The 26,556-nt window shown below is 63.1% G+C and carries 20 protein-coding genes; 8 read left to right on the forward strand and 12 right to left on the reverse strand.

The genetic code is table 11. The annotated features are described in order from the left end of the window. Positions 1–175 precede the first annotated feature (175 nt). Positions 176–1,231 (forward strand): septation protein SepH, encoded by a 1,056-nt coding sequence (gene sepH / locus DL891_RS09010; protein ID WP_111720086.1) that lies wholly within the window; start codon positions 176–178, stop codon positions 1,229–1,231. 7 nt (positions 1,232–1,238) lie between these two features. On the opposite strand, the gene DL891_RS09015 is transcribed toward sepH, so the two are convergent. Then, entirely contained in the window at positions 1,239–2,405 is a 1,167-nt protein-coding gene (locus DL891_RS09015; RefSeq protein WP_198668832.1) for an alkaline phosphatase family protein, read from the reverse strand. A 64-nt stretch (positions 2,406–2,469) separates the two neighbouring features. Here DL891_RS09015 and DL891_RS09020 point away from each other — a divergent pair, with 64 nt between their 5' ends. After that, positions 2,470–4,941 (forward strand): DNA topoisomerase (ATP-hydrolyzing) subunit A, encoded by a 2,472-nt coding sequence (locus tag DL891_RS09020; RefSeq protein ID WP_111720087.1) that lies wholly within the window; start codon positions 2,470–2,472, stop codon positions 4,939–4,941. A 43-nt stretch (positions 4,942–4,984) separates the two neighbouring features. Here DL891_RS09020 and DL891_RS09025 read toward each other — a convergent pair whose 3' ends face one another. Next, positions 4,985–7,066, reverse strand: coding sequence for a type IIA DNA topoisomerase subunit B (locus tag DL891_RS09025; RefSeq protein ID WP_111720139.1), 2,082 nt, complete (start codon positions 7,064–7,066; stop codon positions 4,985–4,987). Between the two features lie 256 nt (positions 7,067–7,322). Between DL891_RS09025 and DL891_RS09030 the strand changes: the two genes are divergently transcribed. Next, positions 7,323–7,559, forward strand: coding sequence for a hypothetical protein (locus DL891_RS09030; protein ID WP_111720140.1), 237 nt, complete (start codon positions 7,323–7,325; stop codon positions 7,557–7,559). 33 nt (positions 7,560–7,592) lie between these two features. Here the strand turns inward: DL891_RS09030 and DL891_RS09035 are convergent, their stop codons facing one another. The 5 genes from DL891_RS09035 to DL891_RS09055 form a co-directional block, all read right to left on the reverse strand. Beyond that, a complete protein-coding gene (locus tag DL891_RS09035) occupies positions 7,593–8,333 on the reverse strand; it encodes a type 1 glutamine amidotransferase (RefSeq protein ID WP_111720088.1) in 741 nt (246 codons plus the stop codon). Continuing rightward, on the reverse strand, positions 8,333–9,598 hold the full coding sequence (locus tag DL891_RS09040) for a MurT ligase domain-containing protein (protein WP_111720089.1): 1,266 nt from the start codon (positions 9,596–9,598) through the stop codon (positions 8,333–8,335). Before DL891_RS09040 ends, DL891_RS09035 begins: the two co-directional genes overlap by 1 nt. A gap of 13 nt (positions 9,599–9,611) precedes the next feature. Further along, positions 9,612–11,135, reverse strand: coding sequence for an RNA polymerase sigma factor (locus DL891_RS09045; RefSeq protein ID WP_111720090.1), 1,524 nt, complete (start codon positions 11,133–11,135; stop codon positions 9,612–9,614). 203 nt (positions 11,136–11,338) lie between these two features. Continuing rightward, positions 11,339–12,670 (reverse strand): nitrate/nitrite transporter, encoded by a 1,332-nt coding sequence (locus tag DL891_RS09050; protein ID WP_111720091.1) that lies wholly within the window; start codon positions 12,668–12,670, stop codon positions 11,339–11,341. 38 nt (positions 12,671–12,708) lie between these two features. After that, positions 12,709–13,635 carry a proteasome assembly chaperone family protein gene (locus tag DL891_RS09055; RefSeq protein ID WP_111720092.1) on the reverse strand — a complete coding sequence of 309 codons (927 nt, stop codon included), beginning with the start codon at positions 13,633–13,635 and terminating at the stop codon, positions 12,709–12,711. A 95-nt stretch (positions 13,636–13,730) separates the two neighbouring features. On the opposite strand from DL891_RS09055, the gene DL891_RS09060 reads away from it, so the two are divergent. The 3 genes from DL891_RS09060 to sucB all read left to right on the forward strand — a co-directional run bounded on the left by DL891_RS09060 (position 13,731) and on the right by sucB (position 18,260). Beyond that, the gene (locus DL891_RS09060; protein ID WP_111720093.1) at positions 13,731–15,224 is read left to right on the forward strand and encodes a leucyl aminopeptidase; all 1,494 of its coding nucleotides are present in this window, start codon (positions 13,731–13,733) and stop codon (positions 15,222–15,224) included. A gap of 94 nt (positions 15,225–15,318) precedes the next feature. After that, positions 15,319–16,692 (forward strand): dihydrolipoyl dehydrogenase, encoded by a 1,374-nt coding sequence (lpdA, locus tag DL891_RS09065; protein ID WP_111720094.1) that lies wholly within the window; start codon positions 15,319–15,321, stop codon positions 16,690–16,692. A gap of 59 nt (positions 16,693–16,751) precedes the next feature. Then, on the forward strand, positions 16,752–18,260 hold the full coding sequence (gene sucB / locus DL891_RS09070; RefSeq protein WP_111720095.1) for a 2-oxoglutarate dehydrogenase, E2 component, dihydrolipoamide succinyltransferase: 1,509 nt from the start codon (positions 16,752–16,754) through the stop codon (positions 18,258–18,260). Positions 18,261–18,313: 53 nt separating this feature from the next. Here the strand turns inward: sucB and DL891_RS09075 are convergent, their stop codons facing one another. Next, complete coding sequence (locus DL891_RS09075) at positions 18,314–20,080, reverse strand: protein kinase family protein (RefSeq protein ID WP_111720096.1); 1,767 nt, start codon at positions 20,078–20,080, stop codon at positions 18,314–18,316. A gap of 159 nt (positions 20,081–20,239) precedes the next feature. On the opposite strand from DL891_RS09075, the gene DL891_RS09080 reads away from it, so the two are divergent. Further along, on the forward strand, positions 20,240–20,962 hold the full coding sequence (locus tag DL891_RS09080; RefSeq protein WP_111720097.1) for a DUF4191 domain-containing protein: 723 nt from the start codon (positions 20,240–20,242) through the stop codon (positions 20,960–20,962). A 111-nt stretch (positions 20,963–21,073) separates the two neighbouring features. Here the strand turns inward: DL891_RS09080 and DL891_RS09085 are convergent, their stop codons facing one another. Further along, entirely contained in the window at positions 21,074–21,502 is a 429-nt protein-coding gene (locus tag DL891_RS09085; RefSeq protein WP_111720098.1) for an RDD family protein, read from the reverse strand. Positions 21,503–21,675: 173 nt separating this feature from the next. On the opposite strand from DL891_RS09085, the gene glnA reads away from it, so the two are divergent. Then, positions 21,676–23,115: a type I glutamate--ammonia ligase gene (gene glnA, locus DL891_RS09090; RefSeq protein ID WP_111720141.1), complete on the forward strand. Its 1,440-nt coding sequence runs from the start codon at positions 21,676–21,678 to the stop codon at positions 23,113–23,115. A gap of 4 nt (positions 23,116–23,119) precedes the next feature. Here glnA and DL891_RS09095 read toward each other — a convergent pair whose 3' ends face one another. From DL891_RS09095 to DL891_RS09105, 3 genes are all read right to left on the reverse strand, one after another. Beyond that, positions 23,120–24,022, reverse strand: coding sequence for a carbohydrate ABC transporter permease (locus DL891_RS09095; protein ID WP_111720099.1), 903 nt, complete (start codon positions 24,020–24,022; stop codon positions 23,120–23,122). Next, positions 24,019–24,858, reverse strand: a complete 840-nt coding sequence (locus DL891_RS09100) for a carbohydrate ABC transporter permease (RefSeq protein ID WP_232819086.1) — start codon at positions 24,856–24,858, stop codon at positions 24,019–24,021. Before DL891_RS09100 ends, DL891_RS09095 begins: the two co-directional genes overlap by 4 nt. A gap of 102 nt (positions 24,859–24,960) precedes the next feature. Beyond that, complete coding sequence (locus DL891_RS09105) at positions 24,961–26,355, reverse strand: extracellular solute-binding protein (RefSeq protein WP_111720100.1); 1,395 nt, start codon at positions 26,353–26,355, stop codon at positions 24,961–24,963. Positions 26,356–26,556: the final 201 nt, after the last annotated feature.

Raw genomic sequence — 26,556 nt, forward strand, 5'->3', positions numbered from 1 at the left:
CCGAACAAAATCGGCGGCGTTAGTCTGCAACAAAGTAAGTCAGATTGCAAACCCTACCGGCTCATCCGCCAGTGTCACCAAGAAATAACTTTCGGCATGCCGAACGTATTCCCGAGCAAACACGCTCTCTCGTGTAATCCTGAGGGTCAGTCAGAGCGGTGAAAGGCGATTCACGATGCAGGAATTGAAAGTAATCGGCGTCGAGAGCGGGGCTCTCGTAGCCGCTGGAGACGACGGCGAACGATTTCGGATCGCCATCGATGAGGTTTTGCGCTCCAGCCTGCGCCAGCGCACCCCGGAAAGCGCTGACGAGAAGAAGCCCTCCCCCCGTCAGATTCAAGCCCTCATTCGATCCGGCCTGTCCGCCGAAGATGTTGCGCTGACCACAGACGCCTCACTGGAGTACATCCAGCGGTTCGAAGGTGCCATCCTCGCCGAACGCAATTTCATCGTCAGCCAGGCACTCGCCGTACCGGTGCACACCGCCGGCGATATCGATCCACTCGAGGGTGGGGCAAGTTTCGGAACGGTTATTCGTGACCGGCTCGCGGCGTTGAACGCCACAAACGAGACGTGGACGAGTTGGAAGGAAGAAGACGGCGACTGGATCGTCAAGCTGTCGTTCACGGTCGACGAGATCGATCACGATGCCCGGTGGAGCTTCGAACCGAAGAAGCAATTGCTGGCCCCGAGCAGCTCGGAAGCGATGACCCTGTCTCAGCATGGTGAGGCGCCGCCGACACTCATTCCCCGTCTGCGCGCCGTGGGAAAACCGACCGGGGAGGTCGACGAGTCGCGATTCGACAGCGGTGCCTTCCACTTCACCGGTCGGGAGGCCCAGGAGGGTCGCCTGCTTGAACCGGTTCCCCCGAACCACCTGACGGCACCTCGCAGCGCGACGCCCCAGGACAACGCCGCCTCGTTCGCAGCGATCAACCGCTCGGCCGAATCGGCGCCGGTCGACACGTCGGCTACAGCGGACCTTCTGGACACACTCCGTCGCCGGCGCGGCGAACGGGAAGTTGCTGCGTTTGACGACGAAGCCGGCCACGAGCGGGGCCCACGTCTGGTGGATGTTCCGCTTGATGTCTTCGATGACAAGCAGGCGGAGATTCCCGACGAGCAGATGCACGCCCTCGCCTCGTCAAAATCATCCAAGAAGGCACGGGCACAAATGCCCAGCTGGGACGAGATCGTCTTCGGGGCGCGCTCCGACGACGACCCGGCCTAGCCTCTGCTCAGCGGGTGAAAGCCCCGAGGCGGATCAACGGCACCAAGGTCTCTTCCGGCGTGAGTGATCCGTGTTGGCCGATCATCCGCCTGGCCTTCTGGTCCGGCGGCCCTCCGTCTTCGGGGTCGCGCTGATCGTAATACGCCACGCGCTTGCGAGCAGCCACGATGACGTCACCGATTCGCGGCAGCACCTCGAGGGCGACAGTGCCGAACCAACCGGCGTCGATCGCCTCCTCACGGGAGGCGACCCAGGCGCGCTCCTGTTCGCGGTCGCGCCAGGCCTGTACGAGTTCATCCCTGGCTGCGGCGGGGATATCGGGTTCGAAATACAGGTGGAGGCAACGGGGGTCGCCCGCGATGTGACGGATCCCGGCGACAAGGCGCGGGTCGTCGCCGAAGAGGACATGGCTGTGTTCAGGAACATCCAGCACACCGTGGTCCGCGGTGACCAGAAGTCCCTCGCGCGGGCCCAGGATCGAAGCGAACGCGGCCACCGCCCCGTCAAGCGCCTCCAATTGCTCCAGCCACTTCACCGACTCTGCGCCAGACGCGTGGGCAATGACATCCAGCTCGGAAACGTACACGTAGATCAATTGCGAACCACCGGCGTCCAGAACGCGCCGGGCCGCGGCAAACCGGTCGGCAATACTCCGCCCCGCCACGTAGTCAGCCCCGCGCAGCACCGCTTTGCTGAATCCCGAGTTGCGGAACTTCTCCGGACCGATCGCGGTGGTGCGCACTCCGAGCGCGGATGCCCGTTCGAAGACGGTCGTGGCCCTTTGCCAGGTCTCAGGTTGCATCCCGTCATCCCAGCCGGTGAGCTGATTCACAACTCGGTCACGTTCTTCGTCGCGAACGCGATAGGCCACCAGACCGTGGGTGCCTGAGGGTTGCCCGGTGGCAAGGCTCGCGATGCCGGCGACCGTCGTTGCAGGAAAACCGCTGAACATGGTGCTGCCCCGATCCAACAGATTCGCCAGGAACCGCGCGTGACCGGATCGGAATCGCAGGGCGTCACTGCCGAGCCCATCGACCAGCAGCACAACCACACGATCCGCCGAAGGCAGACCCAGCCGATTTTCCCCCGACCCGCGGATACTGGCTAGGCAACTTGGCAGAACATCGGCAAGGCTCAGCCTGGCGGAATCTAGCGCCGGTAACATGTTGGACATCGGCTCAAGTCTGGCACACGCCTGCGTTGCGCCGCTTTCCTTCCACCCCCGGCGAAACTCACGGATGAACGCAGACGACACTTTCGATAATATCCACGCGAGCGAACGAATCGAAGACATCGATGTCTCCGAAGAGATGCAGACCTCCTTTCTGGAGTACGCCTATTCGGTCATCTATTCGCGCGCGTTGCCCGATGCCCGCGACGGGCTGAAACCGGTCCAGCGCCGCATCCTCTATCAGATGACCGAGATGGGACTTCGACCAGACAAGGGCCACGTCAAGAGCGCGCGGGTCGTCGGTGAGGTGATGGGCAAGCTTCACCCCCACGGCGACGCCTCGATCTACGATGCCCTGGTCAGGTTGGCGCAGTCGTTCACCATGCGCGTGCCGTTGATCGACGGCCACGGAAACTTTGGTTCCCTCGATGACGGCCCTGCAGCGCCCCGCTACACCGAAGCCAGACTGGCCGGCCCTGCGCTCGCGATGACCGACGACTTGGCCGAAGACGTCGTGGATTTCGTGCCCAACTACGACAATCAGCTCCTGCAACCCGAGGTTCTACCGGCGGCATACCCGAACCTCCTGGTGAACGGGGCCAGCGGTATCGCCGTGGGTATGGCCACCAACATGGCGCCGCACAACATGATCGAGGTGATTGCGGCCGCCAGGCACCTGCTGGCTCACCCCGACGCCAGCCTCGATGATTTGATGGAATTCGTTCCCGGCCCCGACCTGCCCGGCGGCGGCACAATCGTCGGGTTGTCGGGGATCAGGGATGCCTACGCGACCGGACGCGGCAGTTTCCGCATCCGTGCCCGGGTGGCCGTGGAGGCCCTGACCGCGCGCAAGAGCGGGCTCGTGGTCACCGAACTGCCCTACCTCGTCGGGCCGGAGAAGGTGATCGAGAAGATCAAGGAGGGCGTCAACGCGAAGAAGATCAACGGCATCTCCGACGTCACCGATCTCACCGATCGCAGCCACGGGCTCCGTCTGGTCATCGGCATCAAGACCGGCTTCAGCACCGACGCCGTGCTGGAGCAGCTCTACCGCTTGACTCCGCTGGAATCATCGTTCAACATCAACAACGTCGCGCTGGTCAACGGCGGCCCGAAGACCTTGGGGCTGCGCGAACTCCTCGACGTCTATGTGGGGCACCGCATCCAGGTCGTGACCCGTCGAAGTGAGTTCCGGCTTGCCCGGCGCAGGGAACGGCTTCACCTGGTCGAGGGCCTTCTGATCGCGATCCTCGATATCGACGAGGTCATCCAGGTCATTCGCTCCAGTGACGACACAGCACAGGCGCGCACCCGGTTGATGGAGGTCTTCGATCTCACCCTGATCCAGACCGACTACATCCTCGAATTGCAGTTGCGCAGGCTGACCAAGTTTTCGCGCATCGAGTTGGAATCAGAACGGGACAGACTTCGCGCCGAGATCGACGAGCTGGTCGCCCTGCTGGCCAGCACCCCGGCGATCCGCGCCCTCGTCTCGGCCGAGTTGGCTGAGGTCTCCGACCGATTCGGCACGCCGAGGCGCACCCTGCTGACGGATGCGCGGCCGATCGCCACCGGTGCCGCTGCCAAGCGCGCCGCCGCTGTTCTGGAGGTGGCCGATGTTCCGTGCCGCGTGTTCCTGAGCGCAACCGGGCGCATCGCCCGGGTCGACCTGGTCGGCGCCGAGCAGGCGCCGCTGACGATCACCGTTCCGGCCAGGCGGAGCAAACACGACGCCATCCGGTCCTCGATCGACACCACCAGCAGGGCTGAGATCGGCGCTGTCACCAGCCGTGGCCGTCTCATCCGCTTCACCCCGGTGGATCTGCCCATGCTGCCGGCCACGTCGATCCAACTGGCCGCCGGGGTGACCGTCGCCGAATACCTGGGTCTCACTGATCGATCTGAATCCGTACTCGCTCTGGTTTCGCTTACTTCAGAGCAACCCATCGTTGTCGGCACCAGCCAGGGCGTCGTGAAACGAGTCATCGCAGGGAACTACCCCAACCGTCCCGATTTCGAACTGATCGGCCTGAAGCCCGGTGATACCGTCATCGGTGCCGGGCAGGGCACCGATGACGATGAGTTGGTCTTCGTCACCTCGGACGCCCAGTTGCTGCGTTTCCCCGCATCAGTGGTGCGCCCCCAGGGCTGCCCCGCAGCCGGAATGGCCGGGGTCAAACTGTCCGCCGGAGCCCAGGCGGTGTTCTTCACGGCACTGTCAGCAGCCGATGCCGCAGACGCGGAGGTGGTGACCATCGCCGCCGGCGCGCCAACCCTGCTCGGCGACGAGACGGGGAGCGCGAAAGTCAGCGACCTCGCAGAGTTCCCCGGCAAGGGCCGGGCCACCGGCGGCGTTCGCGCCCACCGATTCCTCAAGGGCGAGACGAATTTGCAGTTGGCGTGGGTCGGCGCCGCCCCCGCACACGCCGTGAGCTCGGTGGGCCAGGTGCGCGCGCTGCCGGAAGGTGGGGTCAGGCGAGATGGCTCTGGCACACCGTTGGAGGGCACTGTCGCCGCGGTCGGCGGCCAGATCCGCTGAATCGCGGCCGTACTACCGCTCACTCAGGCGTCGATGCGCTCGATCAGACGTCGATGCGCTCGCGGGAGAGGGTGTCCGAGCCCTCGATGATGAACTCCTTGCGTGGGGCTACTTCGTTGCCCATCAGCAGTTCGAACACGCGTCCAGCGTTTTCGGCGTCGCGCACGTTCACCCTTCTCAGGTTGCGGTGGCGACGGTCCATGGTCGTGAGCGCGAGTTGGTCCGCGTCCATCTCACCGAGTCCCTTGTACCGCTGGATCGGATCCTGGTAGCGCTTGCCCTTCTTCTTCAGCCCTGCCAGCACTCCCTGCAGTTCAGCCTCGGAATAGGTGTAGACCGTCTCGTTCGGTTTAGATCCGGGGTTCATCACGACCACCCGGTGAAGGGGAGGCACCGCCGCGAACACACGACCGTCTTCGATCATGGGGCGCATGTAACGGAAGAACAGCGTGAGCAGCAGGGTGCGGATGTGGGCGCCGTCGACGTCGGCGTCACTCATGATGATCACCTTGCCGTAACGTGCCGCCGACAGGTCGAAGCTGCGCCCGGAGCCCGAGCCGATCACCTGGATGATCGATGCGCATTCCGCATTCTGCAACATGTCAGAAACACTGGCCTTCTGCACGTTGAGAATCTTTCCGCGGATCGGCAGCAACGCCTGGTGTTCGCTGTCTCTGGCATGCTTGGCTGTTCCGAGGGCGGAGTCGCCCTCCACGATGAACAGTTCGCTGTTCTTCACGTCACTGGACCGGCAGTCGACGAGTTTGGCCGGCAGCGAGGAGTTCTCCAGGGCGTTCTTTCGCCGCTGGGTCTCCTTGTGTGCTCGCGCCGAGATGCGTGACTTCATCTCTGCGACGATCTTGTCGAGCAGGAGAGCTGACTGGGCCTTGTCGTCGCGTTTGGTCGACGCGAACCGTGCCTTCATCGCATCCGCCACGGTATTCGCGACGATGCTGCGCACGGCGGGCGTGCCCAGCACTTCTTTGGTCTGGCCCTCGAATTGCGGTTCCGGGAGGCGGACGGTCAAGACGGCGGTCAGCCCGGCGAAGACGTCGTCTTTCTCGAGCTTGCCCGTACCGGCCTTCAGACGTCGACTGTTCGCTTCTACCTGTTTGCGCAGAAACTTCAGAATGCCTGCGTCGAATCCACTCTGGTGTGTGCCGCCCTTGGGCGTGGCAATGATATTGACGAAGCTGCGAACCACCGTGTCGTACCCGGTTCCCCAACGCAGCGCGATGTCGACCTGGCACTCACGCTCGAGTTCTGTGGCCACCATTGCGCCACCGGGCGACAGCACGGGCACAGTCTCAGTGAAGGTGCCGGTTCCGGTCAAACGCCACGTGTCGGTGATCGCGGTGTCTGGCGCGAGAAAATCGACGTATTCGCCGATCCCGCCGTCATAACGGAAGGTACTGCTGGTCTCCTCGTCTCCGCGCTTGTCGGTGATGTGGATGGATAGTCCGGGAATCAGGAACGCCGTCTGCCTGGCCCGCATCTCCAGTTCTTCGGTCACGAAGTGCGCACCCTTGGTGAAGACCTGGGGGTCTGCCCAGTATCGGATCCGGGTTCCGGTGGTCTTTTTTGCGACCTTGCCGAGCACCCGCAGTTCGCTGCCCTTCTCGAATGGGTGAAACGGCGCTTCGGGGTCGGGCCCGCCGGTGTCGGTGAAGACTCCCGGCTCTCCCCGGTGAAAACTCATCGCCCAGGTCTTACCGTCGCGGTCCACTTCGACGTCTAGCCTCGACGACAACGCGTTCACCACTGAGGCGCCGACTCCGTGCAGCCCACCGGACGAGGCGTACGATGCGGTGCCGAACTTTCCGCCGGCGTGCAACTTGGTCAATACCACCTCGACGCCGCTCAACCCGGTCTTGGGCTCGGCATCGACCGGGATGCCCCGGGCTCTGTCCCTCACCTCAACGCTGTTGTCGGGATGCAGAATGATGGTGATCTCGTCTCCGTGCCCAGCCAGTGCCTCGTCGACCGAGTTGTCGATGATCTCCCAGAGGCAGTGCATCAATCCGCGCGAGTCGGTCGAACCGATATACATTCCCGGGCGCTTGCGAACCGCCTCAAGCCCTTCGAGAACAGACAGGTGACGTGCGGAATAGTCAGAGCTCGACAAGCTCATTCCTCCTGACGAGGTAGTGGGCGGATGGTCGTTCGATTCAACACTAGATCGTCACGGGTTGCCTGGCTGCGACGACACCCGAGATAACAATTGCTACGCGGTCAGCGAACTACCGTCAGATTGGCTCGTGATCTTCAGTGTGAAGTGCTTGTATGTAGGTAATCGGCACTACCGGTCTTGGCGAAGGAAAACTCCTTCCACTCAGATCGGGCAGGAAGTCCGCCCAGATCGAGAAGTGGAGGAGCATCCCATGTCACAGATTGCAACCAACGCCCAATCCGTGGACGAGTTAGGCGCTGCGCCACAGCTGACAGCCCTGGATCGTTGCGACAGTTGCGGCGCTCAGGCCTACATCAGGGTACGCGTCGCCACCGGAGAACTTCTGTTCTGCGCCCACCACGGCAAGAAGTATGAAGAGAAGCTCTCGGCCATCGCGGAGAGCTGGCACGACGAGTCGAGCCGACTCCTCGAGAACCAGGGCGCCTGAACGACTGAGTTGGCCCATCCACCGAGAAAGCGCTCAGAGGCCGAGCGCGGTCGTCACTGCTGACCTCGCATTGGCTGCGAACCGATCGGCTTCCTGCGCCCGCGCAGACGTTGGCAGTGTGCGTCCGGTGCGCTCGAGTGCACGAGACAGCAGATGATCGGCGAAGCTCGGATTCCGGGCCAGAATCGGGCCGTGCAGGTGGGTGCCGACCAATGAGCCGGTGAGTGCGCCTTCGGCTCCGTCACCGTTGCCGCTCCCGTAAGCCACGGTTCCGAGCGGCTTCTCGCCCTGCCCCAACCGATAGTCGGTGGAGTGGTTCTCGTAGCCCACCAACTGACCGTACGCCGTGTCCACGACCAGGTCATCGCTGATGCGCTGGCTGCGTTTGGATGCGGATCCGCTGAACAGGCCCAGCCCTGCCTCCGATGACCGCCCGGGCGTCAGGAAGCGCTGGCTCAAAAGGTACCAGCCGGTGCCCACTGCGAGCACCGGAACTCCGGCGGTACCAGCTGCCTCCAGCGCGGGCTGCACCGCCGCCAATCGTTCGTGCGCCCGAACCACGTCGGGTTCGCTGCACGCACCGACCACAACGAAATCGACGTCGCGCGGCATCTGCTTGGCGTGCTCTACCTCGATGAGCGAGACGTTGGCGACTCCTGCCCAGCGCGCCCGTTGGGCGAGCACCCGTGCATTCGCAGCGTCGCCATTGGTGTTGAGGATGCTCGGAAACAGGGTCGCGATCACGAACGCATCGCGTTCGGTGCCGTCAGACATCAGACGGTCTCCTTGTTCACAGACAGCCCGAGGTGAACCCGGGTTCGCCGCATGGCATCGGCGGTGAAGATGATCGTCTTGTGACCGACCGCAGGCTTCGGAAGCGCGAGGAATGCGTCCAAACCGGCGGCCAGATCAGGCTCCACCCGGTCGACAGCCACCCCGTCGTAGACGAGTTGCAGCGCGGCATCCCAGGCTTTCGATCCCGTCACCATGTTCACAGTTCCGAGGCCTGAGGTGTCCACCGGCCACAGGTACGACGGGTCACGGACGTCAGAACCGACTGCGAGAAGAACTTGTTCTGTATTCGCCTCCATGCTGTCGAGGTTCAACTGGTAGCTGGCCGGGTTCTGCACGAGGATGAACTCCACGGTCTCCCCCCCGATTTCGACGACCTCACCACGGCCGAACACCGGCGGCAATGAGCCGATGGTCTTCGCGGCCAGGGCGAGGTCGAATGATTCCCCGAGTATCGTTGCCGCGGTCTCGATCGCAGCGGCCGCGTCAACGGCGTAATGCACACCCCGGGCCGGCAACGTCACCCGGCACACCTCGCCCGCGTGAACGACCTCGGCTTCTCTGGCAGCGACGGAGACCAGCAGAGTGCCATCCTCTGCGGGGAGCCTCACATCGGTCATTGCGGTGTAGCCGAGCCCTCGCGGGTTCGCGGCCAATACCTCGTCAGACACTCCGAAATACCGGATGGCCGCGAGCACGTCGGGTGCGCCAGCAATCTCCATGAGGAAAGCGTCATCGGCATTCAGAATGACGGTGCCCCCGGTCGCCTCCGCCATGGTGTGCAACATGTCTGCCACCATCTGGGAATCGTGGAACCGATCGATCTGGTCGACCATGACGTTCGTCAGCAACAGAATATCCGGCTGCACACGCTCGACCAGGGCAGCGCCGTGCCCCTCGTCGAGTTCGAGCACGGCCATTCTTTGATGAACCCGGCCACGCAGGTCAGAACGTTCCAACAGCGCCGAGGTGAGCCCCTGCGCAATATTGGCCGTCGATGGGTTGGTGAATACTTCCACGCCGTGCGCAGCCAGAACCGCCACCACCATTTTTGTGATCGTTGATTTGCCTGCCGAGCCTGAAATCATGACCAGACCATCAGGAAAGCTCTTCAACGCGTGACCGAGGTATCCCGGCGCAATTGTGTTGACCACCAGTCCCGGGATGGCCGAGCCGCCGCCGGGCTTTCGAATGCGGGCGAGCAGTCGCACCAGCCGTCCGCTCAGAACGGCTGCCGTGTAACGCATTCCTGCGTTCTCCCTACTCGAGGTAGTCGCGCAGCGATTGGGAGCGCGACGGGTGCCGGAGTTTGGCCATGGTCTTGGACTCTATCTGCCGAATGCGCTCACGAGTCACACCAAAGGTGTCGCCTATCTGGTCGAGAGTCTTCGGCATTCCGTCGCCCAGTCCGAACCGCATGCGAATCACGCCGGCTTCGCGCTCGGACAACGAGTCGAGCAGAGACTCCAGCTGACGCTGCAGCATGGTGAAGCCCACGGCATCGGCTGGAACCACTGCCTCGGTGTCTTCGATCAGGTCGCCGAACTCGCTGTCGCCGTCTTCTCCCAGTGGGGTGTGCAGTGAGATCGGCTCGCGACCGTACTTCTGCACCTCGACGACCTTCTCCGGGGTCATGTCCAGTTCGCGACTGAGCTCGTCGGGAGTTGGCTCCCGGCCGAGGTCCTGAAGCATCTGGCGCTGAACCCGCGCCAGCTTGTTGATGACCTCCACCATGTGCACGGGGATCCGAATCGTGCGCGCCTGGTCGGCCATGGCACGGGTGATCGCCTGCCGGATCCACCAGGTCGCGTAGGTCGAGAACTTGAAGCCCTTCGTGTAGTCGAACTTTTCAACCGCACGGATAAGACCCAGGTTGCCCTCTTGGATGAGGTCGAGAAACTGCATGCCACGCCCGGTGTAGCGCTTGGCGAGGCTGACCACCAGTCTCAGGTTGGCACCGAGCAGGTGGCTCTTCGCGCGTTGACCATCACGGGCAACCCACTGCAGTTCGCGGGTCTCCTGCTTGGTGCGCTTCTCACCGTCAGCCAGCCGGTCCTCGGCGAACAGTCCTGCCTCGATCCGCATGGCCAGTTCGACTTCTTGGGCGGCGTTGAGCAGGGCCACGCGCCCGATCTGCTTCAAATAGTCCTTGACGGGGTCGGCGGTGGCTCCGGTGATTGCACCGGAGTAGACGGGGAGATCATCGTCGTCTTCCTTCGCGGTGAGAACGATTGCCCCGGTCGGCAGGGATCCGGCAGAACCAGTGGTCTCTGTGGACTCTTCGTCCTGGTCGTCATCGACCTCGATATCGGCGGAGGCGACCGCGAGGGCCTCATCCTTCGTGGTCGGCTTTGTGGCGGCCTTCTTCGCCGCTGGCTTCTTCGCGGCCGGGGCGGCGGCCTTGGCGGGCGCGGCCTTCTTGGCAGGCGCCTTCTGGGCGGGCGCGGCCTTGGCGACCGGAGCAGAGGCCCCCGCCTTCTCAGCAGCGGACTTGGTGGGCGCTGCCTTGGCCGCGGCCGCTTTCGTGGCAGGCGTCTTGCTCGCAGGCGTCTTGCTCGCGGGTGTCTTGGCCGCGGGTGTCTTGGCCGCTGGAGTCTTCGCTGCGGTCTTGGCGGGCGTCTTCGTCGCAGCAGCCTTCGTGGCGGCTGACTCGGTGGCAGTTGACCCGGTGGCAGTTGACTTCACTGTGGCGCTTGTGGTCGCCGAAGTCTCAGTCTTTGCCGCCGTTTTCTTGCGTGCAGCCGGGGCCGCCTCAGTCTTTTCCTGTGGAGCCTTGATGGCCATTCCGTTACCTTTCACACCAGCCCACCACCTGCAATTCGGGGCACTTCCGGCTGGTTCCGGTTGAATGCGGACATTACTAAGACCCATGTCAAGTCTTTCTGTCACAACCGCAGGCGGTTGAACGACCGAAAGCTCGAACGGGTCCTATTGACAAGTATTGCATATTTCAGTATGCGTAACAGCCACGCGTGTTCCGAGACGGTTCACTTCTTCCGCGGCTTGAACCACCTGTCCCCCAGTGCAACCCAAATCGGTGCCACTTCAATTCCCTCATCCCTCGAGAGAAGCAGTCGAGTCTTGCGCCGGTAGCGAAACACCATGAACACTCCGAATGCCAGCATGAGGTATTGCACGCTGAACGCCACCTTGAAATTCGGCAACGAATACAACACTGAGAGCGCATCCGACGCACCCTGCATCCTGTTGAGCAGGTCGAGGATCAATCCGATCATGAACATGGTTACGAATGACGCGGTGAACCCGCCCACGTTCACGATTCCGGTCGCCACCCCCAGGCTCCGCAGCGGGTTGAAGGTTCGGGCGTAGTCGAAACCGATCAGGGAACCAGGTCCGCCGATCCCCATGCTGATGATCAACAGAACGACGGCCCAGAACGGCGGCTCACCCGGCCAGAGCAGAACAAGGCCCCAGGCCGCAGCGATGATGAAGACCACAGTGAGGATCAGGTTGCTGCGCCTGGTCGGGTACCGGGCAGACAAGAGGCCGAGTGCGGGCCCGACCACCATCCCGGTGAACACCGGAATGGTCAGCAACGCCGCGGCCAGCGTGGGTTCATACCCGAGGCCGTAGACCATGAACGGAAAACCCCACAGCAGGCTGAATACAGTTCCCGGTGACTGAGTGACGAAATGAGACCAGAACCCCAGTTGCGTGCCCGCACGCGCGAAACTGAACTTCAACTGTTGGATGGCGAGACCCCAAGTGCCGGGAACCGTTTCGGGGCGGACCCCTGCGGGGTTATCGGTCAGTGAGGCGAGAACGGCGACGAAGGCGACCACCGAGAGTGCAGCGGCCCAAAGGAACGCGGGCGTCCAGCCGACACTGTGCAGCAACCAGACGAACGGTACAGCCGAAAGGATCTGCCCGAGCTGCCCGATGTTGCCGGTCCACTGGGCGAGCTGTGGCACGATCCGACCAGTGAACCACGAACTGATCAACCGAATCACCGAGATGAAGAGCATCGCATCGCCCGCTCCGACCAGGATGCGGCCGACCAGGGCCATCCCGATACCGGGTGCGACTGCGAGAGTGACCTGCCCCACGATCATGAGTGCCGTTCCCATCAGGATCAGAAAGCGCGGACCCAACCTGTCGATCAGAATTCCGACGGGCACCTGCATCAGCGCGTAGAACACCAGTTGAACGACCGCGAGGGACGACAGGAACGTCGCCGACGTGTCGAACCGCTCGGCGGCAGACACCCCGGCCACCCCGAGAGACGTGCGCTGCAAGACGGCCGCGAGGTAGGCGAACGTTCCAACGGAAAAGACAAGCCAGGATCGGCGGGTGTTCATCGTTTTGCCGACACGTGGGCTGGCGCGGCACAGACGGCTCAGGCCGTCGGTGGGTCGCCGTCCCTGTGTCGTTTCGTGGCCAAAAACTTTTCCAGTTCGGCCGCGATCTCGTCGGCGGTGGGCAGTTCTCCGTCTTCATCCGTCAACGGGGAACGCAGTGCCGTTCCCTCCATGTAGGTATCGTGACGTTCTTCCAACGCGCCGACCAGCCGAGCGAGTTCCTCGTTATTCGCAACTTGTTCGTCAATCTTCGTGACGAATTCACGCCCGGCCTCCCGAAGGTGGTCGGTCGGAAAAATCAATCCGGTCGCGGTGCTCACGCAGTCCATCGCGGTCAGCGCAGCCGTCGGAAATTCGGTGTCAGCCAGATAATGCGGGATGAGAAGCGCATAGCCGACGACAGGAGCCTCTTGTTGGTACAGCCTGTACTCCAGCAGCTGCACCACATTCGCGGGCACCTGCGTGGTCGGCTTCCAGACCGAGAGAGCTTCTATCAGCTCCGCCTGGTTGCCGCTCACCGTCACACTGATCGGACGGGTGTGCGGCACCGGCATCGGGATGGCGTGCAGCCAACAGGTCAACGACACCTGATATCGGGCGATCAAGTCGATGAGCGCCTGCACGAATCGCTCCCATTTGAAGTCCGGCTCGAAACCGGTCAACAGCAAGAACGGCGAGTGCATCTCGTCCCAGACCAGAAACAACCGGAGTGTCGCCGGGTTGTATTCGGTGAGGTGGTCGTGTTCGAAGAGCACAATCGGTCGCCGCGCGCGATAGTCCAGCAATTCATCGGTATCGAACTTCGCAACCAGTTCTGTCTGCAGCGATTCAAGGATGTAGTCCCCGAATTGGCTCACCGCACTGCCAGCGTCGGCGAATCCGGTCAGGCCAACGATGAGTGGAAGGCCGGGGGGAATCACCGGCCCCTCCGGGCTCAGCTCGTAAAGTTCGGCAGGATCACGCATGCCTTAACTCTAACCGTCACGCTTGCCTTCCACACTCGGGCGGGCTGAGCACCGGTTCCCGGAACCGTTCAGGTCATCTTCGCTAGCATCGAAACATGACATTGCCCCAGCTCTCCATCAGCCCCCTCCCCGCCATCGACTCCGATTCTGACGTTCTGGTGATCGGGGTGCGAAGCACGAATAACGAAAGCGTCTTGTACGCCGAGGGAGACTTTGCCGCCGTGCAGGAGCAACTGGGGGTACTGGCGGTCTCGGCGGCACCGGATGCACTGACGCGGCTGCCCGCCCTCGCCGGCTCCGCATCCTCCATCGCGGTCATCGGGCTGGGATCGGGGTCACCGACGGCAGCAACGTTGCGGCATGCTGCCGGTTCTGCCGTGCGGCAGTTGGCCGGTGTCAAACACGTCTCCTTCGGTTTTCCCCTGGGTGACGACGACGAGGTGCAGGCTGTTCTCGAAGGTGCCGCGCTCGGCGCCTACGCCTTCACCGCATTCAAGTCAGCGTCGGCCGACTCGGTCAAACCGGTGGTGGAACAACTGACGGTGCACGCGTCGACATCTGATTCCGTGACGATGATCGCTCGTGCGACCGCGCTCGCGCGGTCGGTGCGACTGGTGAAAGACCTCGTCAACACGCCCCCCGCAGAGCTCTACCCGGAGTCGTTCGCGAAAATCGCCGTCGACGAAACCATTGACCTTCCATTGTCGGTGAAGGTCTGGGATGAGAACGAGCTCGAGGCCGACGGATTCGGTGGGATCCTCGGTGTCGGCAAGGGGTCGAGCAGGCTTCCACGGCTGGTCAAACTGAGCTACACGCCGGAGGGCGCCACCAGCCATCTGGCTCTCGTGGGCAAGGGAATCACCTTCGACACCGGCGGACTCTCGCTGAAGCCCCCCGCCTCCATGGTGGGGATGAAATACGACATGGCCGGGGCTGCGACCGTCCTTGGCACCATCCTCGCTGCGGCACGTCTTGCGCTGCCGGTGCGATTGACCGCGTGGCTCTGCCTGGCAGAGAACATGCCTTCTGGCACTGCCACCCGACCGAACGACGTGCTGCGAATCCGCGGCGGCCGCACCGTCGAGGTGCTCAATACCGATGCGGAGGGCAGGCTCGTTCTCGCCGACGGACTGATCGCCGCCGGCGAGGAGTCGCCAGACGCGATCATCGATGTTGCCACGCTGACCGGCGCCCAAGTGGTGGCGCTGGGCAACCGTTATTCGGGCCTGATGGGAGACGACGAACTTGTCAACCGGGTTCGCGATGCAGCGGGCAGGGCAGGCGAGCTGGTCTGGCCGATGCCCCTCCCCGAAGAACTGCGTGCCCTCCTGAAATCAGAGGTTGCAGACATTGCGAACGCCAAGATCGGCAACTCGGCGGCGGGAATGCTCCTCGCCGGAGTCTTTTTGAAGGAATTCGGCACCCCCGTCGACGGCTCGAACCCGCAGGAGTCCATCCCGTGGGCGCACCTGGACATTGCCGGGCCGGCCGACAACTCGTCGGCACCGTACGGCTTCACCGGCCCCGGCGGCACCGCCGTTATGGTGCGCACGCTGCTCGCGGTGGCGGAGGACTTTTCCCGCCCGTAGTAAGGTCGTATAGGCGGCAAACGCCTGCCCATCAGGGCCCGGTCTTCTCGAGCGGGTTCGTGACACGTATCTGGATGCACGAGGAGTTGCCTAAGTGTCGGAACAAAACTTTGACATCGTCGTTCTCGGGGGCGGAAGCGGGGGCTACGCGGCTGCATTGCGCGCAGTACAGCTCGGTTTCACCGTGGCGTTGGTCGAGAGGGACAAGCTCGGCGGCACCTGCCTGCACCGTGGCTGTATCCCGACGAAGGCCCTGCTGCACGCTGCAGAGGTGGCGGACTACACTCGTGACTCCGCCAAGTACGGCGTGAAAGCGACATTCGAAGGCATCGACATCGCCCAGGTGACGAACTACCGCGAATCGATCGTGGCTTCCAAGTACAAGGGGCTGAGCGGGCTGATCAAGGCCCGCGGGATCACGGTGATCGAGGGCGAAGGCAGACTGGCCTCCCCCACCACCGTTCAAGTCGGTGACACAACCCTGACCGGCAAGCACATCATTCTCGCCACCGGCTCCTACTCCCGGTCGCTCCCCGGGCTCGACATCGGCGGCCGCGTCATCACCAGCGACCAGGCTCTCGAACTCGACTATGTTCCGAAGAAGGTCATCATCTTGGGCGGCGGGGTCATCGGGGTCGAGTTCGCGAGTGTGTGGCGCTCGTTCGGCTCCGAAGTGACCATTATCGAGGCTCTGCCGAACCTGGTTCCGAATGAGGAGCCTAGCATCAGCAAACAGCTCGAGCGCGCTTTCCGCCGCCGCGGTATCGGCTACTCGGTCGGTGTGCGTTTCGCCGGTGTGACCCAGAACGATGACGGCGTCCAGGTCACACTCGAAGATGGTAAGACCTTCGACGGTGAACTTTTGTTGGTCGCCGTCGGCCGGGGCGCCGCCACCGATGGTCTGGGCTACCAAGAGGCAGGAATCACGATGGATCGTGGTTTCGTGCTCACCAACGAGCGCCTCGCCACCAACGTTCCCGGCGTCTACGCCGTGGGTGACATCGTTCCCGGGCTCCAGCTCGCGCATCGTGGCTTCCAGCAGGGAATCTTCATCGCTGAGGAACTGGCTGGCTTGAACCCGCAGATCGTTGAAGACGTGAACATCCCGAAAGTCACATACTGTGACCCGGAGGTTGCCTCAGTCGGCCTGACCGAGGCCAAGGCCGCCGAGAAGTACGGCGCCGACTCCGTGTCGACCTACGACTACAACCTGAGCGGCAATGGCAAGAGCTCGATCATCGGCACCAGCGGCTCCGTCAAGTTGGTCAGGGTCAACGATGGCCCCGTGGTGGGTATCCACATGATTGGCGCCCGAGTCGGAGAATTGATCGGGGAGGCCCAGCTGATCGTCAACTGGGAGGCCTACCCCGAAGACGTCGCCGGACTGATTCACGCCCACCCGACACAGAACGAGGCTTTGGGCGAGGCACACCTTGCCCTGGCAGGCAAACCACTGCACGCAATGTGACGGCTCGACTCACAATCTGACGAACCATTGAACTTTTGTTATTGAAGGAGAACAGGCCCATGAGCGAATCCGTCAACCTCCCGGCACTTGGCGAAAGTGTCACCGAGGGTACGGTCACCCGATGGTTGAAGAACGTAGGAGATCGGATCGAGGTCGACGAGCCGCTGGTTGAGGTCTCGACCGACAAAGTCGACACCGAGATTCCGTCACCCATCGCCGGTGTCATCGAAGAGATCCTGGTGCAGGAGGACGAGACGGTCGAGGTGGGTACCGCACTGGTGCGCATCGGCGACGGTTCCGCTGCCGGTGCACCAGACGAGGCCCCGGCCGAGCAGGCCGCTCCGGCCGAGGAAGCTCCTTCAGAGCACACCGCGCCGGCTCAGGAAGCGCCCGCAGAACAAGCTGCACCGGCCGCAGCTGCACCTGCTGAAGCTGCACCTGTTCAGCAGGCTGCTGCCGTTGAACAGGCTCCTGCAGAGCAAGCTGTGCCAGTTCAGGAGGCACCCGTTCAGGAAGCCGCTCCCGCAGCACAACAGGCCGCCCCTGCCCAGGAAGCTGCAGCCGATCAGGCCGCTCCCGTCGAGCAGGCTCCTGCAGAGCAGGCTCCTGCCGAGCAGTCCGCTCCAGCTCAGGATGTACCCGCCCAGCAGGCAGCACCCGCTCCGGCCACTGGCTCCTCCGGCGGCGAGTACGTCACGCCGCTCGTGCGCAAACTCGCCAACGAGTCTGGAGTCGACCTTGCCAACGTGACAGGCACCGGCGTCGGAGGTCGCATCCGCAAACAGGATGTGCTCGATGCCCGCGATTCGGCAGACACTGCCGCCCCTGCTGCAGCCGCAGTCGAGACGTCGCCGCTCCGTGGTACAACCCAGCCGATGTCGAGGCTTCGCAAGGTGATTGCTGAACGCGCGGTCATCTCGATGCAGGCGACCGCACAGCTCACCTCGGTCGTCGAAGTGGATGTCACCGCTGTGGCTGCACTCCGCCACCGGGTCAAAGATGAGTTTCTGGCAAAGACCGGCCAGAAGCTCTCGTTCCTGCCGTTCTTCACGCTGGCTGCCGCGGAGGCGCTCAAGGCCTACCCGATCGTCAATGCCACGGTCGACGGTGACAGCATCGTCTACCCCGACCACGAGAACATCAGCATCGCCGTCGACACCGAGCGAGGCCTGCTGACGCCGGTGATTCGCAATGCGTCGAGCCTCGACCTCGCCGGCCTCGCCCGTGAGATCGCCGACCTCGCTCAGCGCACCAGAGACAACAAGCTGACCCCGGACGAGTTGTCCGGCGGCACTTTCACCGTAACAAACACCGGCTCGCGCGGCGCATTGTTCGACACCCCGCTGGTCTTTCTCCCGCAATCGGCGATCCTCGGCACGGGGATCGTCACGCGCAAGCCGGCGGTCGTCTCCGTCGACGGGAGTGACGCGATCGCGGTCCGGTCCATGGTGTTCCTGGCGCTCTCCTACGATCACCGCATCGTAGACGGCGCAGACGCTGCCCGATTCCTGGTGACGATCAAGGACCGACTGGAGAATGCCGCCTTCGAAGCCGACCTCGGCATCTGACCCCGGCAGGGTGGGCACTGAACGCGCGCTCCCCAACCTGTAGCCGCGCCAGGTCAAAAGTCGAAGATCTCGCGTAACCGCCAGCCGGTCTCTGTTCTCAGCAAGAGAACGGAGACCGGCTGGCTCTCTTTTGCAGCCTGAGGTTCCCACTGGATCAACGCAGCATCGCCGGAGCGTTCAACCAGCCGTGCACGGTGCGTCTGTGGGCCCGGCGACGGGGTGGCGTCTCCGTCACGGGATGCACCGACCGAATGGTCGCCCAGCCGGGCACGGTCGGCGGCCATCAGGGCGGTGTCGTCCTGAACCACATCATGCAGGCAGACCAGAGACTCCTGCTGCAAGCACCGCTGCCTGGCGGCAAAGAGCACTTCGACGGCAGCCAGCGGGTCGTCTCCCTGAACTATCGCCTGCTCGCCCTCGCCGATCGACCACTCGCCCTCACCCGTGGCGGCCTCGTGCGAAATGGCACGCTTTGGCGTCGTGGTGGCTGGACGCAGTGTCGACGTGCCGAGCTCGTATCCGACAGTACCGACACCGTCACCTCGTGGGTCGAGAGCATTATTGTCGTTCGGAGTCGCGAGCAGTAACGCGGTGGCCAGCACAGCGAAGACCAGCCCTCCGATCACGAGCATACGGCGCGCACGTCCGGGAACAGTTCGCCAGGCATCTTTCACGGCGCGTACGGGGCTCTGGTCAAGGGCACGTTCCGATAGTTGGCGCAGTTCAGCCGGCAGGTGTAACACCGCCAACCAGCTTCGTCGAAACGGCGCATTATCAGGCTCGGCCGGATCGGATCCCTCCCCGGTGAAGCGATGGGTGCGCCCGGGAATTCGTGAGGAAGCCGCAGTCGACCGGTCCTTTTCTGGCCCGGAGTCGGCAACGGCACACGGGTGCGCCCACTCGAACAACCGCGCGATCAGTTCCTCGGCCACGCGGAGAAGGATCGGATCCGGAGTGGACTGGCTGAGCCTGACTTTGAGACCCAGCCACCGCTCATCCGACCGACCGCCCGGAACACGCTCCAAGACCTCTGCGCTCAACGCCACCACAGATTCCCAGATCTCCGATTCTTCTCGGTGGCGCCGTGCCTCGATCGGGCCGGTACCGGCTCCCAGTTGAGCCACTCGGCCCATCCCCGCGAGCACTGGGGTGCCCCGGGAGTCGAACATGACCCGTGAGCTGGTCAGGCTACGATGCCAGAATCCGTTCTCGAACAACCCGAGTACGGCGGTGATGATCGGCACCAGGATATTCACCGCCTCACCCGGCTGGAGCAGACGACGATCCAGCAACTGCCTGAGAGTGCCGCCGGCGAGGTGGGGCAGCACAAGTACCACCCCGCCACCGGGCGAGGTTCCTATGTCGTTCAGGCCGAGTACGTGCGGATTGGCGACCTCCGTCAGAACCCGCACCTCGAGGTCGATCGAAGACGGTTCGACGGCTGAGTGCAACATCTTCAGGGCAACCAGGTCGCCCACCTCGAAGTCAGCGTGCCGCAACGACGGGTGCGCGTTCCTGGCAATCGAGGGTCCGAGGGTGTTGATGTCTACGCCCGCGTGGGCGGGTACGGCGGCATCCACCCTATGACCGAGATACACCGTCGCCCGGCTGCCACGCCCGAGCAGCCGGATGATCCGATGCCCGATGAGTAGTTGGGGCCCGTCTTCCACTGCGGGAGCGACGAGAGGCGAGATCGGTTGCTCGGCCCGCGGCTGAAACCGCGAAGAGAGCGCCTCTGTGGCGCCGAACGATCCACCCTGCACCGAATCACGTTCGACGTCAACTTTTCGGCCGGGCAAGCCCTGCCTCTTTCTCCACATACTCCGAGTTTCCGCGCTGCGCGCCGCGTGGACCCACTGTGTCCGCTTATGGGGAGTATGCGTCGCAGTCGGGAGGTTGTGGAGGATAAGTGGTCCCTCCTGACCCTCACCCGGGGCAGCTGACAGGTACGGGTGTGGTTCTTCGATATCCTTGGAGGTATGGCACGCAGCAAGGACGAGAAGTCGTCGAAGAAAAAGAAGAAGAAGTCCGACGGCCGCTTCAAGCAGATGTGGCAGGTCTTCAAGATGACCCGCCGGTACGACCCGAACGCGCAGTGGTTCATGGCGCTCGGGTTCATCCTCCCGGTGCTTGCCGCACTCGTTTTCGTTCTCGTATTTCCCCCAGGCAATGGCTTCGCGATCGGCATGTGGATCGTCGCGGGCGTTATGGGCGGGCTGCTGATCGCGCTGATCATCCTCGGGCGACGCGCCGAGCGGGCGGCGTATTCGCAGATCGAGGGCCAACCCGGTGCCGTGGGTGCCATTCTGCGCAGCCCCCTCCGCAAGGGCTGGCGTGGCAGTGAGATGCCGGTCTCGGTCAACCCGAAGACCCAGGATGCCATCTACCGTGCCGTCGGGCGGGGCGGGGTTGTGTTGATCAGTGAGGGCCCCAAGGGCCGAATGAATCGGATGGTCGAGGACGAGCGCCGCAAAGTGCAGCGCGTGTTGCCCAACGTTCCGGTGACCACCATGAATGTCGGCCCCGACGACAATGCGGTTCCACTGCACAAGATCGTCGGCAAGTTGGCGAAGATCAAGCCGGTGCTGACGAAGGCCGAAGTGCTCGCGGTGAGCAACAGGCTCACATCACTCAGCGACAAGGGTCTGCCGATCCCCAAGGGTGTTGACCCGTTCAAGGTCAAGGCACAGCGACCGCGCTGAGCGAAGTGCGGCCGCTGGCTCGGCAGGCGCAGGACCGAGTGCCCCCGGGCAACAGGCTTGAAGCCGAATAGCACGGAGTCGACAGACTCCGAGCGCCGGAATGCGAGAGGTTCAGGCGCGAATGAGAACCGTGCCGGCGACCTTGTCGTGGAATCCCCGCTGGTCGGAGTCCCAGACCATAGCCGGAATGGCCAGACCCAACAGCACACTGCGCACGACCGGCCGCCACAACCCGGCGGGTTGACCCGTCAGGGTGATCACGCGCATCCCGACCAGCCGATGCCCGATACTGCCGCCGATCACCGTGATGGCGATGATCTGCAACCCGACGAAGATCAGTGTCGAAGCCCAGCCGTTGTAATCGAAGAACGCCCACGAGATCACCGCGGCTATTGCCAGGTCGATGAACAGTGCGCCGAAACGCCGACCGACCCGGGCCACCGAGTGCTTTCCCGAGACTGGCAGCCCCAACCGTTCGCCGGGAAATCTGCTCGGTGCCACGTCTCCGAAGGTACGGCGGTAAGATTTGTCTGCTGACACGACGCGATTCTATCGCGTCGGCCAGAACGTAACATGCTCGAAACATGGGCGTCACCGGCCAGAAATGCCGCCCCGGTAGGGTGTATCCGGTTGCCGTGGGCAGCCGCCCGGTCAGAATCAACAGGCCCGTTCGACACAAGAAGAGCTCGATCAATCCAGTGGGAGACACCGTCATGTTCACCGACCCAGCCGAGGTACTCGCGTTCATCGCCGAGACCGACGTCAAATTTCTCGACATCCGGTTCACCGATATGCCGGGAACCCAACAGCACTTCAACGTTCCGGCCGCCACCGTCGACGAGGACTTCTTCACAAGCGGCCAACTGTTCGACGGTTCGTCCATGCGCGGATTCGCCACCATCCACGAGTCCGACCTGCAGCTGATCCCGGATGTGACCACTGCGTACGTAGACCCGTTCCGTATGGAGCGAACCCTGATCATGCTGTTCGACATCTATAACCCGCGCAGCGGGGAGATCTACTCCCGCGACCCGCGGCAGGTTGCCCGGAAGGCTGAGAAGTACCTGGTTTCCACCGGAATCGCTGACACCGCGTACTTCGCTGCCGAGGCCGAATTCTACATCTTCGATGACGTGCGGTACGAGGTGAACGAACACTCCAGCTTCTATGCCGTCGACTCCGACGAGGGCGCCTGGAACTCCGGTCGCAACGAGAAGGACCAGCATGGCCGCGGCGGAAACCTGGCCAACAAGACACCATTCAAGGGCGGTTACTTCCCGGTCAGCCCTGTGGACCAGCACGCGGACATCCGCGACGACATCTGCTTGAAGCTCGCCGAGGCGGGTCTCGAGGTCGAGCGCAGTCACCATGAGGTGGGCACCGGCGGCCAGGGCGAGATCAACTACCGGTTCGACACCATGGTGGGCGCCGCTGACGACGTGTTGACCTTCAAATACATCGTGAAGAACACGGCCCAGGAGTGGGGAAAGACTGCCACTTTCATGCCGAAGCCCCTGTTCGGCGACAACGGTTCGGGCATGCATGTGCACCAGTCACTCTGGCGTGACGGCAAACCACTGTTCTACGACGAGACCGGGTACGCCGGGCTCAGCGACCTGGCGCGCTGGTACATCGGCGGACTGCTCAAGCACGCTCCGGCCGTGCTGGCGTTCACCAACCCATCGGTGAACTCGTACCGCCGGTTGGTGCCCGGATTCGAGGCACCGGTGAACCTCGCGTATTCCGCCGGCAACCGCTCCGCCTGCATCCGCATTCCGATCACCGGTCACCAGGCCGCGGCGAAGCGCATCGAGTTCCGTGTTCCGGATGCCACCGGCAACCCCTACTTCGCGTTCGCGGCCCAGCTGATGGCCGGCCTCGACGGGATCAAGAATCGGATCGAGCCGAACGCCCCGATCGACAAGGATCTCTACGAGCTCCCGCCTGAGGAGGCCAAGAGCATTCCCCAGGTGCCGGACACTCTTGAGGGCGCGCTGGCGGCGTTGGAGGCCGACCACGAGTTCCTGCTCGAGGGCAACGTGTTCACCAAGGATCTGATCGAGACCTGGATCAGCTACAAACGCGAACACGAGATCAAGCCGATGGCGCACCGCCCGCACCCCTACGAGTTCGAGCTGTACTACAGCGTTTGAGCGCTCAGCCCTTCACTGCGCCGGCCAGCGCGAACGATCCGCCGACGCCGCGGGAGATGATCACGTAGAGGACGATCACCGGCACTGAGTACAGGATCGAGAATGCGGCCAGCTGGCCGTACGCGATCGCGCCATACTGGCCGAAGAACGCGTAGATGCTCACCGCCGCGGGCTGTTTCGACGGCGACAGCAGCAGTATGAACGGTACGAAGAAGTTTCCCCAGGCCTGAATGAACACGAAGATGAACACGACGGCGATTCCCGGGCGCATCAACGGCACCACGATCACGCGCAGAGCCTTCATCGCCGAAGCCCCGTCGACCCAGGCAGCCTCCTCCAGGCTGATGGGCACCGAGTCCATGAAGTTCTTCGCCATCCAGATCGCGATTGGCAGAGCAGCCGCCGACATGAAGAGGATGACCCCCCACAGCGAGTCGAGCAGGTTGAACTGCACGAACAGGCTGTACACCGGCACCATGATTGCCGTGATCGGCAGTGTGGTTCCGAACAGGACCGTATACATGAACGGCTTGTTGTAGCGCGCCTGATAGCGCGACAACGGGTACGCGGCCAACACTGCAACCACCACGGTGATCACGGCGGTTCCGAGTGAGAGAAGCAAACTGTTCCACAGGGGCCCGAACGCCAGCTCCGGAGTAAGCACAGCGCTGAAGTTCGACAGCGTGAAACTCTGCGGCACCTGGGTCTGATAGCTCGCCTTCGGGTCAATTGATGCCAACACCATCCATACCAATGGAATGAGAAAGCACAACCCGATCACGATCAGGATCACATTCGCCAACAGCCGGGGCACCGCCTTGCCCGGCAGGGCAACGCTCACTCCCGAAGCGCGCCGTGAGGCCCGGCTCGAGGTGCCCGGGCCAGCCTTCGTGATCGGCGCGGTCATTTGACCTGATCCTCCGATCTCAGAAGCAAAACATAGATCGTCGCGAAGATCGCACCGACCACGAGCATGATGGTCGCAATGGCCGTGCCGTACCCGATGTCGCCGAACTGGAATGCCTCGTGGTAGGCAAGAACCGGAAGGGTGCTGGAAGCGCTGGCCGGCCCGCCTTTGGTCATCACCCAGATCAGGGTGAACACCGAGAGAGTCTGCAAGGTGATCAACATCAGGTTGGTGGAGATCGACGTCTTGATCATGGGCAGAGTGATGTAGATCAATCGCTGCACTCCCCCTGCACCGTCGACCATCGCCGCCTCGGTGATCTCGGTCGGCACATCTTGGAGCGCAGCCTGGTAGACGAGCATCGAGAATGCCGTGCCCCGCCAGACATTCGCAAGGATGATCGCGACCATCGGAAAACTGAACAGCCAGTTCGGCCCGGTGACTCCGATCAGCGCCAACAACTGATTGAGTGTGCCGTCATTGGAGAAGTAGGCGTACGCGATGAATGCAGCCACGATTTCCGGAAGCACCCAAGCGGCGACGACCAACGTGCCGACGATCGAGCCGACGACATGGTTGGCACGCTGCATCAGGAGGGCGATCGACATGCCGAGCACGTTTTGGCCGATGATCGCCGAGACGATGACGAACACCAGAGTGACGATCAGCGAGAGAGGAAAGACCGGGTCGTTCATCAGGTCGACGTAGTTCTTCAATCCGATGAATTGCGGATTCTTCGCGTTGGGTCCCGAGAGCGCCGAGTTCGTGAACGAACCATAGAACGACCAGATCACCGGACCCAACAGGAAGGTTGCCAGCAGAAGCACACTGGGCACGAGAGGGAGCGCCCGACCGAGGCGACCTGCAGTGCGGTGCGGATGCGGCCCTCCCGTGGGGAGGGCCGCATCGTGCTTGACCAGCGGTTGTGCGGTCACGGGCTATTGCTTGGTCACCATGTCGGCACCGACGATTCCTTCAACCGCCGTGTCATACGCCGCCGCCGCCTCTTGCGGGGTCTGCTTGCCGGTGATCACCGATTCCGTCGCCGTCTGGGCGGCCGAGGAGATCTTCGGGTAGTCGCTGGTGGCCGGACGGTAGTGCGTGACCGAGACCGCGTCGGTCACCGCCTTCTGGAACGGGTTCGCTGCGAGATACGTGGGCTCAGCCGCGACATCCGTGCGCACGGCGATCTGCGAAGCGGCAATGGCGTACGACAAAGCGTTGTCGTGGTTCAACGCCAGCGACATGAACTCGAATGCCAGATCCGGGTTCTTCGTCGTGGCACTCGCTGCCAGCGTCCAACCTCCGGACATGCTCACGCCACCGGGTGCCTCACCATTCTGCGTCGGGAACAGCGCAGTGCCGACGTCTGTGGTGTAGGCCGGCCACGGGAACGGGCCACCCTTCTCCCAGAAGGACGGGGTGTACGAACCCTCGACCGTGCCGCCCGCCTTGGCCTCGGGCATCAGGGTTCCCAGTACCGTCTTCCAGACGTTCGGATCCAGGGCCTCGGCCGGGGTCACCGCGTAGCCGTCTTTGTAGAGCGTCTCGAGGAAGGTCAGCGAGTCGATGAAGCCTTGCGAGCCGACGATCCACTTCTTGGCCGAGGCGTCATAGAGTCCCAACCCATTGCCTGTGCCGTAAAGCAACTCATAGAAGCTCTGCATCACCGTTCCCTCGCCGGTGCCGGTGCCGGCGTACATCGTGAACGGCACCACCCCCGGCTCGGCAGCCTTGATCTTGGCCGCGGTGTCAAGGATGTCCTGCCACGTCTTCGGCTGCCACGGCAGTGTGATGTTCGCCTTCTTCATGACCGGGATGCTGTACCAGATGACCCGAGTGTCGGTGCCGAGGGAGATCGCGTAAATACTGCCATCATCGCCCTGGCCCGCCGCCTTTGCGCCCTCGTTGAACTGCGACCAGTCGGGCCACGTTTTCAGGTACGTGTCGAGGTTCAGGAGGTAGCCGGCTTCGATGTCGCTCTTCACCTGGAAGGTGTCTTCATAGAAGACATCTGGGGCGGTGGATGCCGACCGCAACGACAGCGACAGCTTGGTGTCATAGTCGGTGTCGGTGGCGGTCACCGGTTGAAGTTCTACCGTGACATTTTTGTGCGTTGACTCGAACTCGGTCTTCACGCTCGTCATCAGGGTGTTCATCGCGGTGAACGTGTCCGACTGCAAATACTGCACCTTGAGGGTGGCAGGCCCGGCCTGTTCGCTCGGCGCAGAGCTGCTGCCGTTGTCGTTCGGGCTGGAGCCCGACGAACAGCCTGCGAGCAGAACCATGCTGCCAACAGCGATGGAAGCAATGATCGGAATGCGTCTGGACATGATGCTCCTTTGCGGTCAGTCGCGATGAACATCCGTCCTGGTCTCGGCAATCATCGCCTTACCCGGAGCATACTCAGGGGGTCGGGCCGGTGGCAGGGCTCACCTCACGGAGAAGTGTTGCCGGTGGGGTTCGCGGGTTCGGCATCCGTGACGAGGTCCATCTCCTTCCGTATCCGGCGACAGGCTGCCCGTGGGATCACC

It is taken from the genome of Homoserinimonas sp. OAct 916, from assembly GCF_003260275.1.
Lineage (GTDB): Bacteria > Actinomycetota > Actinomycetes > Actinomycetales > Microbacteriaceae > OACT-916.

Coding starts and splice junctions, on each gene's coding strand:
- DL891_RS09020 (WP_111720087.1), top strand. CDS start 2,470: ATGAACGCAGACGACACTTTCGATAATATCCACGCGAGCGAACGAATC.
- sucB (WP_111720095.1), top strand. CDS start 16,752: ATGAGCGAATCCGTCAACCTCCCGGCACTTGGCGAAAGTGTCACCGAG.
- DL891_RS09040 (WP_111720089.1), bottom strand. CDS start 9,598: ATGCGTTACACGGCAGCCGTTCTGAGCGGACGGCTGGTGCGACTGCTC.
- DL891_RS09055 (WP_111720092.1), bottom strand. CDS start 13,635: ATGCGTGATCCTGCCGAACTTTACGAGCTGAGCCCGGAGGGGCCGGTG.
- DL891_RS09105 (WP_111720100.1), bottom strand. CDS start 26,355: ATGTCCAGACGCATTCCGATCATTGCTTCCATCGCTGTTGGCAGCATG.
- glnA (WP_111720141.1), top strand. CDS start 21,676: ATGTTCACCGACCCAGCCGAGGTACTCGCGTTCATCGCCGAGACCGAC.
- DL891_RS09015 (WP_198668832.1), bottom strand. CDS start 2,405: ATGTCCAACATGTTACCGGCGCTAGATTCCGCCAGGCTGAGCCTTGCC.
- DL891_RS09060 (WP_111720093.1), top strand. CDS start 13,731: ATGACATTGCCCCAGCTCTCCATCAGCCCCCTCCCCGCCATCGACTCC.
- sepH (WP_111720086.1), top strand. CDS start 176: ATGCAGGAATTGAAAGTAATCGGCGTCGAGAGCGGGGCTCTCGTAGCC.
- DL891_RS09095 (WP_111720099.1), bottom strand. CDS start 24,022: ATGACCGCGCCGATCACGAAGGCTGGCCCGGGCACCTCGAGCCGGGCC.
- DL891_RS09035 (WP_111720088.1), bottom strand. CDS start 8,333: ATGTCTGACGGCACCGAACGCGATGCGTTCGTGATCGCGACCCTGTTT.
- DL891_RS09030 (WP_111720140.1), top strand. CDS start 7,323: ATGTCACAGATTGCAACCAACGCCCAATCCGTGGACGAGTTAGGCGCT.
- DL891_RS09050 (WP_111720091.1), bottom strand. CDS start 12,670: ATGAACACCCGCCGATCCTGGCTTGTCTTTTCCGTTGGAACGTTCGCC.
- DL891_RS09045 (WP_111720090.1), bottom strand. CDS start 11,135: ATGGCCATCAAGGCTCCACAGGAAAAGACTGAGGCGGCCCCGGCTGCA.
- DL891_RS09080 (WP_111720097.1), top strand. CDS start 20,240: ATGGCACGCAGCAAGGACGAGAAGTCGTCGAAGAAAAAGAAGAAGAAG.
- DL891_RS09075 (WP_111720096.1), bottom strand. CDS start 20,080: ATGTGGAGAAAGAGGCAGGGCTTGCCCGGCCGAAAAGTTGACGTCGAA.